Below are 14,929 nucleotides of genomic sequence, written 5' to 3'. Positions count from 1 at the left end.
CCTACAACACCTTCGCGGACACCATCGCAGCCGTCATCGGACTGGAATTCTACCGACAAACGTTCTGAATAACCCTCATGGTCGAGGCTGCCTAAGCAATCGCTCGGGGATGATCGGCCCTACACGGCCTGACGCGGGGTCACCCTGTCAACTCTTGGCTACCGCACTCACCTCGTTGTGGCCATGCCCTCCGCGTAATTGTGAAAGGAGGCGGTGAGCGGCGTCCGGTCTCATTGGACGCGGCAGCGCAGTGTACCGCCCCGAAGTGACGCCTGGCCGGCGATCACATTGGCCGTGCGGATCTATGCGCGCCTGTTAGCGGTCGTGAGTTACTGCTGCTGATCCGCCCAGTCAGGAGGTTCCGGCATGGTAATGTCAAATGCTGATATTCAAGCCGAACGACAGCCCTGTGGATAACTTCGACACACTGAGCCGCCTGCTTGGGACTGTCTCGCACGCTAAGTACACTTATAGAAGTCGCCGTCTGTGGATAACCCGCCGACCGCTGGACGCATATGGTAAGGAGGGGGCATGGCAACTGCATATGACCATATGCCGTTCACCGACATCCGCCGGAGTGCTGACGATAACGCTCAGGGAGTGCTCGACTCTTTCTGGGATGGCAAGCTTCCGATTGACCCGGTGAAGATAGCCTTGGACATGGGTGTAGAGGTTTACACCGCTCAGCTCGGTGACGAGGTCTACGGTATGATCAGCGGCACGCCTTCCGAAGCCAAGATCTACCTGGACGTTGATCAGGCGCCGGTGCGGATGCGGTTCACCTGCGCCCACGAAATCGGCCACTACATCGAACGCAGCAGTCGGACCACTGCGGACGACAGCGAGTATGCCGAGATTGACGTTCGTTCCGGCAGGGACCACGGCAAGCCGATCGAAGTTTTTGCAAACCATTTCGCAGGGGCGTTGCTCATGCCTAAAGAAGTAGTAGAGAAGTTCCACACGAAAGGAATGAACGTATACGCAATGGCCTCTAAGTTCAATGTCTCTGTACAGGCGATGTCACTGAGGAAGATGCACCTCGGCCTTTCATGAGCGTAGGAGAGCAGGAAAAGGAACAGGAGCGGCTGTCCGAAGCTGACTTGGCGGCTTTGCAGGGCCTTCCGCAGTCCGAAGTTGCCGCTTCCCCGCGAGGCATCGCGGAGCTACCGCAGTCGGGCGATTTTCGGGAGCAGCCACAACCTCCTTCGAAATCTATGGCGGCCACGGCCGCTGGAAATGCATCGGATCGGCTGCAAACTGAGGAGGCCGAGCGAATCCTCCAGCATGCGCGCGCTGACGCAACCCCGATATCCAGGCTCGGTTCCGCGGACCAGTTTGACCCCTTGGGTGCCCGTAAAAATGGGGAATTGAAATCCGAAAACGGATTCAGCATCGTCCACTCGTTCATCAATCGGACCGTATTTTTCGACTACTTCCGGCACGTAGCCAACAAGCGATTTCCTGATCTCGGCGAAAGCGAGCGCGTGGAGGCTCTCGTTCAGGCCGATGATAAGATTTATCGGAGGGCCCTCGACAACGACCACGCGCTGAAGCTAGTTACCACTTATGGCTTAGTCTTATTGGGCTTCGCGATTGTCTTCAAGGCTCTTTTCCTATAGTTTATGCCGCTACGGCGCTGGCCAGGATACTGCATGGATAAACCTCGATTTACGGATGAGTGCCGGGTTTTGGAACTCTCGTCGCCGTGTGCGGAGTACTCTCTTGCGGCATGAACGAGTGTTCAACCTCGCTGTCGGCAGTTTTCCACGACTGCTTCTGATGTGTGGTCCGGTACTTGGCGGCCGTCCTACGCTCACCCAACGCAACGCGTACCCTCTGTAGGCCGGAGGGCGCCCCGGGTGATCAACGTCCGGTCATAGTGTGCCCGCGTCACTGAAATGCCCGTCCCGGGCGGATATCGGACGGCCGAACAGGTCATCCTTACTGAGGTGCTGCGCGCAGAACGCGGCGATCTGTCAGGGCGTGGAGCCGGTGATCGGATCTCCGAGGGCGCGCCTTCGCATCGACCCAGCCGGAGACGAAGGCGTACTCGGTACCGATACCGGTGCCGGGTGCCGTGACGATTACGCGGCGCACATCGAGTCTGCCAGTCGTCGTCATTTCGCGCGCGAGTGAGGCGACTGCGTTCGTGGAGTTGAGGACGGAGTCGGCGGCTTGGTCAGTGCCGCGTGCCCCGGACAGTACAGATCCACCTCAATTGTCGGCATGAACCACCGCGGCTGGTAGGCCATGGCATCGTGCTCCGGGGCAGGAACATCGGCCGGGATCGCCGGCACGGTGAACTCTGGCTGCAACAGGGTGGGCTCCGCGGCCACCGCTGCAGGGTCTTGGTGGGCAGCCACGCCTGCAGTGGTCTGACAGCCGCCGGGTTGCCTTCGAACGGCACGTCGGCGAACGCGTCGGTCTGGATCAGCGGAATCTGCGTGGCATCCCTCCGGGCCATGGCGAGGCGGTACATCCGCTACCGTGTCTCGCTACAGGAACCCCATCTCCACCTGCAAGAACGCCTCGGCCGCGGCCACGGCGTCCGTGAACGCCTCCTCCTCCGTGGGCGACTCCAGCGGCGTCAGCGGGTGCCAGATGTGCGGGTTCGAGTGCACCTGGACGAACCCGCGCCCGGGCGGGGCGTAGAAGATCCCGAACCGCTGCACCGGCCACTCCGGGCTGGACTCCGGCGCCACGAGCAACGCAGCGTCCAGTGCCGGATTGTGCCACTGGGCGATCGGCCGGCGCCGGTCCGCCGTGAACAGGNGCCTGCTGCGGGTTCGATTCCGCGCACAAGCGGTCCCACCACAACGGCAGGATCCTGTCGTCGCGCCGCTGCCAATATGCGGGGACCAGCGGCATGTTGTCCCGGGACGCCATGAGTCAATTATCCGGCAAGGGCGCCCCGTGGACGAGGGGATCGTCTCAGATACCCAATTCGGTCAGACGCCCCTGCCGTGGTCAACGGTGGCGGGCCGCATGACCGGCCGCTGACCGCCGGTCATCACGATGTAGGCAATGCACGGGCCGTCGCCGACGTTTCTATACGCGTGCTCGCAATCCGAGGCGAAATAGAGCGAATCCCCTTCGTCCAACCGATGTGCCACCCCGTCGAGCCCGACCTCCAACGCGCCCTTCTCCACCACCACGTACTCGGACCAACCGGACGCGTGGGGCGAATAGGAACCGGCGTCGACGCCCGCGTCCATCTCCAGGCGGCCCATTTCGAACTCGACACCCTCCAGCACCGGCGACGTGACGCGGCGCCGGAAACCGGGGCTACCCTCTGGGCTGTGACGGTTCTCGACGACCTTCTGCTCATCCCGGCGCAGCACGGCGACCCGGCTGGCCGTCTCATTGGCCATCAGGCGTGACACGCTCACACCCAGGGCGTTGGCGATCTGGTCGAGGGTGAGCACGGTGGGGACCTTGTCCCCGCGTTCGATCGCGGAGAGCATGCTGCGGCTGGAGCCGCTTCGGGCCGAAAGTTCTTCCAGGGTCAGTCCCAGGCGTTGGCGCTCCGCCCGGACCCGGCTGCCGAGTTCGATCATGGACAACCGGCGCGGCGGGACCGGGCGGGGCGCAACGTTCGGATGGTCGGTCATGCCCCCCACTCTAGCCACGCTGGACGCGACTCCAGGATTAGGACGGAATGCGAACCACCCGCTTGTTCATGAACTCCTCCATGCCCAACGGGCCCAGCTCGCGGCCGATGCCCGAGCGCTTGATCCCGCCGAACGGCAGGTCCGCCTGTGATCCGCCAGCCGCGTTGATGGATACCATCCCGGCGTCCAGCCGGTCGCCGACCCGCCGGGCCCGGTCGGGATCCGCGCTGAACACGCTGGCGCCGAGACCGTAGACGGAGTCATTCGCCAGTGCGACGGCCTCGTCCTCGCTGTCGGCGCGGTAGACGACGACGGCCGGCCCGAAGAGTTCCTCCCGGTGGGCGCGCATCTCCTCCGTCACTCCGGTGAGCACGGCGGGCTGCACATAGGCCCCCGGACCGTCGATTCGGTGGCCGCCAACCAGCAGCGATGCTCCCTGCTCGACCGCGTCCCTGATTTGTTCCACCAGCTCGTCTGCCGCGGCCTGCGACGACAACGGAGCCAGCGTCGTGCGCGGATCGGCCGGGTCGCCCGGGACGAACTCGGCCATGCGGCCGGCCAGCTTCGACACGAACGCGTCGTACAGCCCGCCGAGCACGATCATCCGCTTGGGCGCGTTGCAGGCCTGCCCGCAGTTGCCCATCCGGGCGCGCACGGCGTCGTCGACCGTCTTGTCAAGGTCGGCCGCATCCAGGACGATCAACGGGTCCGAGCCACCCAGTTCCAGCACGCACTTCTTGAGGTTCGTGCCGGCGACGGCCGCCACGGCCGCGCCGGCGCGTTCGCTGCCGGTCAGCGAGACTCCCTGGATCCGGTCGTCGGCCAGCATCGCGGCGATCTGGTCGCCGGTCGCGTACAGGTTGATGTAGGCGTCCCGGGGCACACCGGCGTCGTGCAGCAGCCGCTCGATGGCAGCGGCCGAGCGCGGACAGTTGCGGGCATGCTTGAGCAGGATCGTGTTCCCCAGGATCAGGTTCGGGGCCGCGAACCGCGCCACCTGGTAATAGGGATAGTTCCACGGCATGATGCCGATCAGCGCGCCCAGCGGGCGCTTCTGGATCACGGCCGCCCCGCCCTCGATCGCCAGCGGCTCATCGGCCATCAGCGACGGGCCGTTCTCGGCGTAGTAGGTGAAAATGTCGCAGACGATCTGCAGCTCGCCCCGGCTCTCCTCGATCCGCTTGCCCATTTCCTGCGTGATGATCGCCGCCAGCTCGTCGGTGCGCTCCCGGAAGAGCGCCGCAGCCCGCTTGGCCACGAGCACGCGGTCCTCGATCGATGTCCCGCGCCACGACAAGTACGCCTCATGTGAGCGGGCGACCGCGTCCATGACCTGGGCGTCCGTCGCCGTCGGGAATTCCTCGATGAGCGCTCCGGTGGCCGGATTCAACACCTGGTACATCATTGATCACATCCTGATTCTTGGTGGGGGCGGGAAGGTCCACGGCCGTCTCAGCCCGCGGCGCGGGCGGCGCGGTGATGCCCTGGGGTCCAAGTTTGGGCGGCATCGCCACCACAGGCAATGCTCAAAAAGGCACAGGCATGTGCACAAACGCACCGCTCCGGGAGGCCGGCGGCCATTGACAAGCCGCCGCCCCGGGTCGCAATATCGGTGGAAACAATCCACCAAAGTGGAATTGGTGCTTGCTCGGTCGACAGGGATTCCCGAGCCGCACGGCGGACCCCCAGAGAGAGTGGTACGACCTTGAAAACACCCAGTTTCCCCACGCATGCCTTGCCCCGGACACTGCAATCCGGGACCTACAAGCGGGTCCTCGGCCTGCCGGCCCTGGTCCTCTTCGGCCTGGCCTACATGGTGCCGCTCACCGTGTTCACCACCTTCGGATACGTCAGCGTGTTGAGTAAGGGCCATGTCCCCGCGGCCTATGTCGTCACCCTGGCGGCGATGATGTTCACCGCCTTCAGCTACGGGGCCATGGTCAAGGCACACCCGCATTCAGGGTCGACCTACGCCTACGTGCGGCGCTCATTCGGGGCAACACCAGTTTCCTGGTCGGCTGGGCGCTGCTGCTGGACTACATCCTGCTCCCCATGATCTGCTACCTGTTCCTGGGCATCTACCTGCAGCAGTACGCGCCCGACGTGCCCGTCGCAGTCTGGATCGTCGGCGCCGTCGTGCTGGTGACCGCCTTGAATGTGCTGGGCATCAAGATGGTGGCCAAGATGAACCTGATCATGGTGGGCGTCCAGATCGTGTTCGTCGCCGTTTTCATCCTGGCCTCGGTCCGGACGATGTCAGGCCAGGCCGTCCCCTCGCTCACCGCGCCGTTCTTTTCCCCGGACATGCCCGTTGCCGGCGTGCTCGCCGGGTCGGCGCTGCTGTGCCTGTCCTTCCTCGGCTTCGACGCGGTGTCCACCCTGGCGGAGGAGACCGACAACCCGCGGGTGAGGATTCCACGGGCCATCATCTTGTGCACGCTGATCGGCGGCGGACTCTACATCATGATCTCCTACACCGCCCAGATGGTCTTTCCCGGCTACACGTTCAACAACGTGGACGCGGCCACGATCGAGGTCATGACGCACGCGGGCGGCAACTGGCTGGCCGTGTTCTTCACGGCTGCATACTGCGCCGGGCTCTTCGCCTGTGCCATCGCGTCGCAGGCGAGTGTTTCCCGCATCCTGTACGCCATGGGCCGCGACGCCGCGCTGCCCAAGCGCGTGTTCGGCAAGATGAACGCCCGCTTCAGCACCCCGGTGAACGCCACCCTCATTTCCGGGGCCTTCGGCCTGACCGCCCTGTTCGTCGACGGCACCACGGCGGCGGCCGTGATCAGCTTCGGCGCGTTGACCGCCTTCACCTTCGTCAACCTGTCTGTCATCAAGCACTACGTCATCGACAAGGGCCTGAGGAGGCCGCGGGACATCGTCAGGTTCGCCGTCCTCCCCGGCTGCGGCGTCGCCCTCACGCTGTGGCTGTGGAGCAACCTCAACGGGCTCACGTTCACCGTCGGGTTCATCTGGGTGGGCCTGGGCCTGGTCTGGCTGCTGTCCCTGACCCGCATGTTCCGACGCCGACTCCCGGAGATCACGTTCAACGAGGACTTGGAGCCGGACGGACAGCAGGAAGCCACAGTGCCCGTCGCCTGACGGAAGACCGCACCGGAACGGCGATTCGCCGGGTCCCGGATGCAATCGCACGACACTTGAGGAAAGGAACCACCATGTCAACCCAAACCCACACCGCCGCCGGCGCCCCGGATCAGGCCCCATCGGAAGCCTCCGACCTGCAGCGACTCGCCCAGCGGCACCTGCTGATGCACTTCACCGGGGCCCGCGCCTACGAGGACCGGCCTCCCACCGTCATGGTCAAGGGCGACGGCTGCTGGCTCGAGGACGAGGCGGGCAACCGCTACCTCGACGGCCTGGCCGGTCTCTTCTGCGTGCAGATCGGCTACAGCCACGGCGAGGAGGTCGGCGAGGCCGTCAAGGCGCAGATGTCCGAGCTGCCCTACTACACCAACTGGGGGTATGCGCATCCTCCGGCAATCAAGCTCGCCGCCAAGGTCGCCGAGCTGGCCCCGGACGGGCTGGAGCGGGTCTTCTTCACCTCCGGCGGGGGCGAAAGCAACGAGGCCGCCATCAAGCTGATCCGCCAGTACCACCAGGCCCGCGGCGAGGGAACGCGGATGAAGTTCCTGGCCCGGCGGGTGTCCTACCACGGCACGTCCTATGCCGCCCTGTCCATCAACGGCATGACCAACTTCAGGAAGGCCTTCGAGCCGCTCATGCACGGGGCGCGCCATGTTTCGAACACCAAGCGGTACACGCGCCCCGAGGCCGAAACCGAGGAGCAATTCACGGCCTACCTGCTGGAGGAGATGGAGGCGCTCATCCTCCAGGAGGGCGCCGACACGGTGGCCGGCATCTTCGTCGAGCCCCTGCAGAACGCCGGCGGGTCGCTGACGCCGCCGCGCGGGTACTGCGAAGGCCTGCGGGAAATCTGCGACAAGTACGGCATCCTGCTGGTGGCCGACGAGGTCATCACAGGCTTCGGCCGGCTCGGGGAGTGGTTTGCCTCCACCCGCTTCGGCCTCCGGCCGGACATCATCACCTTCGCCAAGGGCATCGGCTCCGCCTACGTTCCCCTTGGCGGCATGATCGCCACCAACGAGGTGGTGGACACGGTCCTGGCCGGCCCGTCGAAGATGTACCTGCACGGCCTGACCTACGGCGGCCACCCCGCCGCCTGCGCCGCAGGCCTGGCCAACCTGGCCATCATGGAGCGCGAGGACGTACTGGGCAACGTGCGCCGCAACGAAGCGCACTTCCGGGCCCGGCTCGACGAGCTGGCCGCGCTCCCGCTCGTCGGCGACGTCCGCGGGGCCGGATACCACTACTCGCTCGAGCTGGTCACCAGCAAGACCGGCCGCAGCTGGTCCGGCCCCGTGCCCGCCGACGAGTTCGTCGCGGAGCGGCTGACCCCGGCGCTGTTGGCCGCCGGCATCCTGTGCCGCGCGGCCGTGGACCAAGGCGGCACGCCGCTCGTCCAGTTCTCCCCGCCGCTGGTCCTCAGCCGCGAGGAGATCGACTGGCTGGTCGACCGCGTCGCCGAGGTGCTCGCCGAGGTCGGCGCGGACGTCCTGGCGGCGGACAGCGTCGCCTGACCCCGGACGCGGAAGGGCAGGGCGGCACCGATGCCGCCCTGCCCTGCGCCCTGTCGTGCCGGCCCGACGGCGTCTGCCCGACGACGGCGCTCAGCCCGCGCCCGCCTGGTCGCGGGCCAGCGTGCGCAAAAGTTCGACGGCGGCACGCACCCGCGGCAGCCGCAGCAGGCCGCGCGGGACGACGAGGAAGTACGTGCGGGTCACCTCGACCTCGTCCGGCAGCACGCGCACCAGGCTCGCGTCGCGGTCCCCGATGTAGCGCGGCAGCGGCGCGATGCCCAGGCCCGCGGCCGTGGCGCGCCAATGCCCGGCGATGTTGTTGATCTGGATCGCCGCCGTGTGGCCCGGCAGGATCTCCTCCATGATGCCCAGCGGGTCCGAATCGAGTGCCTCGTCGACGTAGAAGATGAGCGTGTGGTCGTGCAGGTCCTCCGCGCTGCGGATAGGCGCATGCGATTCCAGGTATTCCCGCGAGGCGTAAAGCGCCAGCGTGTAATGGAACAACGTGTCCGTCCACACGGCGCGCTGCGCCGGCTCATGGAGAACGACGGCGACATCGAACTCGCGGGTTGAGAATGACGATTTCTGGCTCGCCGTCATGATTTCCAGGGTCAGGTTGGGGTGTTTTTCCCGAATGGGCCCCAAGGCCGGTGCGAGCAGAAACGCACCGAAGCCGTCCGGGGTGACGATCCGGACCGAGCCGGCGAGCGAGGCATCCGACTGCTTGGCGATGTTCCCGGCCGCGGCTAGCGCGTCCTCAATCGCCTCCGCATGGACCAGCAGCCGGTCGCCGGCGCCGGTGAGGAACCAGCCCTGGCTGCTGCGGTCGAACAGGCGCGCGCCGAGATCCGACTCCAGTTTCGCAATCCGCCGGGCGACCGTGGTGTGGTCCACGCCCAGCGCCTGCCCGGCCAGGGTCAGCCGGTTCCGCCGGGCCACTTCAAGGAAGAAGGACAGGTTGTCCGCCGAGATCATGGTTCATGCTCCATGCTGTGTATCTTTGCACACGCCTGTGCGGGACTGGGCATTGAAAGCGGACGAAAGCGCCAGCAGACTGAATGACACAAGAGGCACGAATCAATACCGCACTATTCATCATTTCCCAAACTGACTTTATGGATTTCCGGTTAAGAATCATTAGGTGAATCGTGTCTTGCCGAATTCCATTCCCCGGCCCCACAGAGGAGCTAGCCGTGCGCGCAGTCTACGTAGAATCCTTTTCCACCACGCACCCCCTGGATGGCCTGGTGCTCGGCGACCTGGACGTCGACAACAACCCCGTGCCGGAGGACTTCGTGCGGGTGACGCTGAAGGCGTCGGCCCTGAACCACCATGACCTCTTTTCACTGAAGGGCGTGGGGTTGCCAGCCGAACGCCTGCCGATGATCCTCGGCGGCGACGGAGCCGGGATCGACGACGACGGCAACGAGGTCATCGTCCACGGCGTCGTCTCCGGTTCGGACTGGAAGGCGGACGAGACGCTGGATCCGCGGCGGTCCCTGCTCTCCGAGCGATACCACGGGACCATGGCGGATGAGATCTGGGTCCCCCGGTACAATCTGGTCCCGAAGCCTGCCGCCCTGAGCTTCGTGCAGGCGGCCGCACTGCCCACATCGTGGCTGACGGCCTACCGCATGCTGTTCACCGTGGCCCCGGCGGCGCCCGGCTCCACCATCCTGGTCCAGGGGGCCGGCGGTGGCGTGGCCACCGCCCTGATCGCCATGGCCAATGCCGCCGGGTACCGGGTGTGGGCCACCAGCCGCAGCGAGGAGAAGCAGGCCAAGGCCCTGGGCCTGGGCGCCGAACGCTGCTTCGCCCCGGGGGACAGGCTGCCGGAACGGGTCGACGTCGTCTTCGACAGCGTGGGGGAGGCCACCTGGCAGCACTCGCTCAAGGCGCTCAAGCCCGGCGGCGCCCTGGTCACCTGCGGAGCCACCAGCGGCCCCGCCGCCAGCACCGAACTCAGCCGGGTCTTCTTCCTCCAGCTGCGCATCCTCGGCTCCACGATGGGCACGCGCGACGAGCTGCTGCGGCTGGGCCAGTTCCTGGTGGCGACCGGGCTCCGGCCCCAGATCGACAGCGTGTACCCACTAGAAAAGGCTCGGGACGGCTTCGAGCGCATGCTCAACGGTGAAGTGTTCGGCAAGGTCGTGTTCGAACACTAACCACCACCATCACCCACCCCACCACGAGGAGACAATCATGACCAACGGAATCGACACCGACGCCCTGTCCGCCACCATCGAGGCCGTGAAGAACCAGCCCGAGCTGGCCCAAGTGTCCTTCAACGTCCACTCGCAGTGGACCGGCGGCTGCCACCAGCGGGCCACGACGGGCGAGCTGATCCAGAACGGCAGTGTCGTCGAGTCACGGCAGAGCACCTATGTGCTCGAGTCCGACGAGCCGGCGGCGCTGCTGGGCACGGACAAGGCCGCCAACCCGGCCGAATACATCCTGCACGCGCTGGCTGGCTGCTACAGCGTCACCTACGCGTCACTGGCCGCAACCGAGGGCATCGAACTGGACTCGCTGCGGCTCGAGCTGGCCGCCGACCTCGACCTGCAGGGCTTCCTGAACCTCAATGACGAGGTCCGCCCCGGCATCTCCCGGATCCGGGTCGACGTCCACGCCACGTCCCCCAACGCCACGGACGCCCAGCTGGCAGCCCTGACCCGGGCCGTCCAGGAGCGCTCGCCGATCCGGGACACGCTCGCCGGTGCCGTCGACGTACAGACCGTGCTGGTCCGGGACTAGCCATGTATGCCTTGACCATGTGCCATCTGCTCTGGCGGATGCGCAACGTGCATCCGGACTCAGGCGTCGTCGCGGCCGGGCCGGACGCGGCACACACCAGCCGCTGCACCTACGGCGAGCTGACCGAGCGCATCGAGGCGCTGGCCGTGGGGCTTCGGGAGGACCTCGGCCTGCGCCCCGGGGGCACGGCGACCGTCCTGGGCTGGAACGACCAGCCACACCTGGAGCTGATGTTCGCGGTGCCGCTGATCGGGGCACGGGTCAACAGCCTTAACCTGCGCGTGGGCGCAGCCACCCTGGCCGGGCTCGGCGCCAGCCCCATCCCGGACATCGTCGTGGTGGGCTCAGGCGTCCTGGAGCATCCCGCCGTCGGTGCCGACGTCGCCGGATTCGTCGCCGGCCTACGGGACCAGGGGGTGCCGGTCATCGGCGCCGGAGACGCCGCACCGGATGGTGCCTGGTCCTATGAGTCGTTGGTCCGGCGCCACCTGGGCCGCCGGCTGCCGGACGAGCCCGGCGACGAAAACGCCACGGCCTTCATCTTCCACACCAGTGGCACCACCGGAAGCCCGAAGAGCTACGAGGTGACGCACCGGGCGGCCTTGTTGCACAGCCTGAGCCAGGCCACGGTCGATGCCTCCGGGATCCGCCGCAGCGACCGCGTGTTGCCGCTGGCCCCCTTCTTCCACGTCAACGGATGGGGCCTGCCCCTGACCTGCGCGCTGACCGGGGCCTCCCTCGTCCTGGCCGGCGCGGACCTCGGCCCGGCGCGGGTGGCCGCACTCATGGACGAGGAGCGGGTCACCGTGGCGGCCGCCGTTCCCACCGTGTGGCATGACGTGTGCGCCGCCGTCGACGCCGGGACGGCGCCGCGACCGCGTGCGCTGCGGGAAGTCCTCACCGGTGGGAGCCCGGTCTCCGAGTCCCTTTGCCGCAGCATCCGCACCGTCCTGGGCGCGGGCGTGGCGACCGCCTGGGGCATGACCGAGACCATGGCCTGCAGCGCATACGAACGTGAGCTGCCGCATCGCCGGGCCGGCCGGCCGATCCCGCTGATCGAGCTGGCGATCGACGACGGCGCAGCCCAAGACGAGGCCGCCGACCCCGGAACCGCGCCTCCCGGGCGGCTGCTGGTCCGTGGCCCGTTCGTCGTCGGGGCTCCCGGCGAGTCCTGGTGTGCGACCGGGGACATCGCCACCCTCGATCCCGGTGGGAACCTCACCCTGCGAGACCGGGAGAAGGACCTGATCAAGTCCGGCGGCGAATGGATCGTCTCCGCCGAACTCGAGCAGCACCTGTGTCGGCACCCGGCGGTGGCCTCCGCCGTCGTCGTTCCCGTCCCCCACCCCCGCTGGGGGGAACGTCCCGTCGCCTACATAGTCCCGGCAGACGCCGTCGTACCCGGTGAGGCGGAGCTCTCCGACTACCTGGCGCGAACCTTCCCCTGCTGGTGGGTCCCGGACCGGATTGTCGTCGTCGAGCGTCTTCCGACGACCGCGGTGGGAAAGATTGACAAGAAAGCCCTACGGAAAATCGCCAACCCAGAAAAGGAACCGGTGTAAGAAATGGCTACCACGGACAACGAATTCATCACCCGCGACGATGCCGACGGCATCGCGTGGATCACCATCGACCGGCCCAAGAAGCTCAATGCCCTCTCCACGGCGGTCATGGGCGAGCTCTCCGCCGTCCTCAGTGCCGCCGAAGCCGACCCGACCGTGAAGGTGGTGGTGCTGCAGGGCGTTGAAAAGGCATTCAGCGTCGGCTACGACATCGCCGAAGAGGTTGAGCTCGGGGTGTCGACGGCCGAGCAGTGGCATGCCGGCCTGAGCAACAACGTGGGCCTGACCATGCAGGTCTGGGAGTTGTCCAAGCCCGTCATCGGCGCCGTATCCGGCTGGTGCCTGGCCGGTGGCTGCGAGCTGGCGATGGCCTGCGACATGCTGATCGCCACCGAGGATGCGCAGTTCGGTGAACCCGAGATCCGTTTCGGCTCCGGACCGGTCACGTTGATCATGCCGTTCGTGCTCGGGCAAAAGAAGACGAACGAGCTGCTCTACACCGGCGACATCATCGACGCCCCGACCGCCCTGGACCTGGGCCTGGTCAACAAAGTGGTACCGGCCGACCAGCTGCAGGCCACGGTGCAGAAGCTGGCGCGCAAGGTGGCCCTGACGCCACTGCCGATCCTGCGCTACACCAAGATGGCGCTCAACCGGGCCTACGAGGCCATGGGATTGCGCGACGCGGTCAAAGCCAACCTCGACATTGCGGCCGTGCTGAACTCGGCCTACACCGAGGAGCGCCGGGAATTCACCGAGCTCGTGGCCGGGAAAGGCCTGGGCGCCGCCCTGGCCTGGCGTGACGAACGCTACGCCGCCGTCGAAGACTGAGGGTTTGCGGCCCGGGTTCCGGTTTGAGGGGCCCGGGCCTTGCGTTGCGCTCAGCCGTGCCAAAGCTCCAATTCTGTCCACCCCGTGGGGATGCCCAGCGTGCTGACCGTGAATCCTGGCTCCTCGGGAAAGCCTTGGACAACTTCCACGACTCTCTGCGGCCAGCCGGAGTGCCTGTCGATGGATCTCAAAAGGTAGGCCATGACGGCAAGCGCGTTGTAGAGTCCGAAGACGGCTTTGGGCGTGGTCTCGTCCCGAAGGTGGTCAAGGAGGGGAACGGTGCCTTCCTTCGGCCTGCCCGGTGCCGCCACTAGTTTTCGGTTGAAGAGTCGGGCATGGTGTGCCGCCACGTTCCGGACGTAGTTGAGGCTGGAGATCCAGCTCGTCATCAGCTTCTTGGTGGGAGCGCCGTAGGCCTGCGCAATCTCGGTCGCGAGGGCGTTGATCAGCCCGGTGTACAGGCGACCGAGCTGGCCCATTTCCAAGATCTCCGTGAGTGCCCAAATCGGTATCTGGTCGTCATATTTGGTACGGAAGTGAGCCACGAAGGCTTCGTCCGAGTCCGCCCGACGCGCGTCCACGCGCTTCAGCCACTCTGCGTGCTTGCTCGTCATCACGTTGGACTGAGGGTCTGGGTACTGATCCGTGAAAGACGAGATGAACGTCGAGGTTTGCCGGTGCGCGAACGGCGAGACGCGCCCGAGGATGTAACCGATCTGCATGCGCATCGAGATCTCGATGCGCTCAACACCGTCGAGGACGAGCATGCGCAGTTTTCGGTCGAAGTCGATCACCTCTGCCGCATGACCGAGCGAAGTCCCCGGCCTGTACTCATTCAGGATTCGGATCTGCGATCGCCCCTCGTCGTCCTCATACGACTCCGAGTTGCGGAAGGGGTAGAGATAGCCGGTGAGCCGGTAGTACCCCACCATTCGCAGGAGGTCGGCAGCGTGAGCGCGCTCACCGACCTCCACACCGCGGCTTTGGAGCTTAGCCACCTGTTCATCGACCGAAAGCCAAGGCTTCGCGTATTCAATCATCCTGCCCCCGCAAAAGAAAATCAGCCCGAGCCGTGAGGCGAGCGGGCTGATCGTGATGCCCCCACGGTAGCACACCTCTGGGTCACAGGCGATCCCTCACTTCCCGGAGGTATTGCTATGAGGCAACGACCCTTGCCGCGGATCGATCTGGCCCTGCGGGTCAGTCCCCGCGCCGGACGAGACGAATTGACCATCGGGGGTGGGAACGAAGGATCACACGGGTGTGGGTACGGCAGCGTCCCCGATTCATCAAGGACTTCGAACACCCTCAACGATCCGACCGGGTGCCATGCCCGGTCATTGTCCTGCCGCTCAGCGGCCGATGAGTTCGAGGGCGGCGTCGAGGGTCCGCACGGTCCCCGCACGGCCAATGCGGGCCAAGGTCATGGCCGCGATGAGCAGGGGACCGCACGCCGTCGCGAGGCGTCGGTACTCGGTGGCCGCCCTGGAGCGTGGGAGGCGATGCCTCGGTGGGTGACGAGCAGGGCCGCGTCCAGCGTCGG

Annotated in this window: 13 protein-coding genes and 1 pseudogene; 9 read left to right on the top strand and 5 right to left on the bottom strand. The window is 66.2% G+C overall.

The features are described 5' to 3' along the window. Window positions 1-531 precede the first annotated feature (531 nt). Together EJC77_RS11315 and EJC77_RS11310 are read left to right on the top strand one after the other, a co-directional pair. Window positions 532-1,053, top strand: coding sequence for an ImmA/IrrE family metallo-endopeptidase (locus EJC77_RS11315; protein ID WP_125612663.1), 522 nt, complete (start codon window positions 532-534; stop codon window positions 1,051-1,053). Beyond that, the gene (locus EJC77_RS11310; protein WP_125612661.1) at window positions 1,050-1,619 is read left to right on the top strand and encodes a hypothetical protein; all 570 of its coding nucleotides are present in this window, start codon (window positions 1,050-1,052) and stop codon (window positions 1,617-1,619) included. The genes EJC77_RS11315 and EJC77_RS11310 overlap by 4 nt, the downstream gene beginning before the upstream one ends. Before the next feature lie 876 nt (window positions 1,620-2,495). On the opposite strand, the pseudogene EJC77_RS11305 reads toward EJC77_RS11310, so the two are convergent. The 3 genes and pseudogenes from EJC77_RS11305 to EJC77_RS11295 all read right to left on the bottom strand — a co-directional run bounded on the left by EJC77_RS11305 (window position 2,496) and on the right by EJC77_RS11295 (window position 5,016). Continuing rightward, window positions 2,496-2,886 (bottom strand): annotated as a pseudogene (locus EJC77_RS11305) (hypothetical protein). Between the two features lie 62 nt (window positions 2,887-2,948). Further along, window positions 2,949-3,611 (bottom strand): helix-turn-helix domain-containing protein, encoded by a 663-nt coding sequence (locus tag EJC77_RS11300; RefSeq protein ID WP_205787177.1) that lies wholly within the window; start codon window positions 3,609-3,611, stop codon window positions 2,949-2,951. Between the two features lie 37 nt (window positions 3,612-3,648). Next, window positions 3,649-5,016: an NAD-dependent succinate-semialdehyde dehydrogenase gene (locus EJC77_RS11295; protein ID WP_338069473.1), complete on the bottom strand. Its 1,368-nt coding sequence runs from the start codon at window positions 5,014-5,016 to the stop codon at window positions 3,649-3,651. Between the two features lie 300 nt (window positions 5,017-5,316). Between EJC77_RS11295 and EJC77_RS21090 the strand changes: the two genes are divergently transcribed. The 3 genes from EJC77_RS21090 (at window position 5,317) to EJC77_RS11285 (ending at window position 8,239) form a co-directional block, all read left to right on the top strand. Further along, window positions 5,317-5,667: an APC family permease gene (locus tag EJC77_RS21090; protein ID WP_240630148.1), complete on the top strand. Its 351-nt coding sequence runs from the start codon at window positions 5,317-5,319 to the stop codon at window positions 5,665-5,667. Beyond that, window positions 5,664-6,722, top strand: coding sequence for an APC family permease (locus EJC77_RS11290; protein ID WP_240630145.1), 1,059 nt, complete (start codon window positions 5,664-5,666; stop codon window positions 6,720-6,722). The genes EJC77_RS21090 and EJC77_RS11290 overlap by 4 nt, the downstream gene beginning before the upstream one ends. A 74-nt stretch (window positions 6,723-6,796) precedes the next feature. Then, on the top strand, window positions 6,797-8,239 hold the full coding sequence (locus tag EJC77_RS11285; RefSeq protein WP_125612659.1) for an aspartate aminotransferase family protein: 1,443 nt from the start codon (window positions 6,797-6,799) through the stop codon (window positions 8,237-8,239). A gap of 90 nt (window positions 8,240-8,329) precedes the next feature. Here the strand turns inward: EJC77_RS11285 and EJC77_RS11280 are convergent, their stop codons facing one another. Beyond that, window positions 8,330-9,214 carry a LysR family transcriptional regulator gene (locus EJC77_RS11280; RefSeq protein ID WP_125612657.1) on the bottom strand — a complete coding sequence of 295 codons (885 nt, stop codon included), beginning with the start codon at window positions 9,212-9,214 and terminating at the stop codon, window positions 8,330-8,332. A gap of 218 nt (window positions 9,215-9,432) precedes the next feature. On the opposite strand from EJC77_RS11280, the gene EJC77_RS11275 reads away from it, so the two are divergent. The 4 genes from EJC77_RS11275 to EJC77_RS11260 are packed head-to-tail and all read left to right on the top strand — an operon-like array spanning window position 9,433 to window position 13,386. Further along, a complete protein-coding gene (locus EJC77_RS11275; protein WP_125612655.1) occupies window positions 9,433-10,404 on the top strand; it encodes a zinc-binding dehydrogenase in 972 nt (323 codons plus the stop codon). A 37-nt stretch (window positions 10,405-10,441) separates the two neighbouring features. Beyond that, a complete protein-coding gene (locus tag EJC77_RS11270; protein WP_125612653.1) occupies window positions 10,442-10,993 on the top strand; it encodes an OsmC family protein in 552 nt (183 codons plus the stop codon). 2 nt (window positions 10,994-10,995) lie between these two features. Then, the gene (locus tag EJC77_RS11265; protein WP_125612651.1) at window positions 10,996-12,555 is read left to right on the top strand and encodes an AMP-binding protein; all 1,560 of its coding nucleotides are present in this window, start codon (window positions 10,996-10,998) and stop codon (window positions 12,553-12,555) included. 3 nt (window positions 12,556-12,558) lie between these two features. Next, the gene (locus EJC77_RS11260) at window positions 12,559-13,386 is read left to right on the top strand and encodes an enoyl-CoA hydratase/isomerase family protein (protein ID WP_125612649.1); all 828 of its coding nucleotides are present in this window, start codon (window positions 12,559-12,561) and stop codon (window positions 13,384-13,386) included. 50 nt (window positions 13,387-13,436) lie between these two features. Here EJC77_RS11260 and EJC77_RS11255 read toward each other — a convergent pair whose 3' ends face one another. Beyond that, window positions 13,437-14,426, bottom strand: a complete 990-nt coding sequence (locus tag EJC77_RS11255; RefSeq protein WP_125612647.1) for an Abi family protein — start codon at window positions 14,424-14,426, stop codon at window positions 13,437-13,439. Window positions 14,427-14,929: the final 503 nt, after the last annotated feature.

The sequence above is a fragment of the Specibacter cremeus genome, assembly GCF_003946885.1.
In the GTDB taxonomy this organism is placed as follows: domain Bacteria; phylum Actinomycetota; class Actinomycetes; order Actinomycetales; family Micrococcaceae; genus Specibacter; species Specibacter cremeus.
Note: the sequence above shows the minus strand (reverse complement) of the source record. Positions and strands in the feature narration are given on the sequence as shown.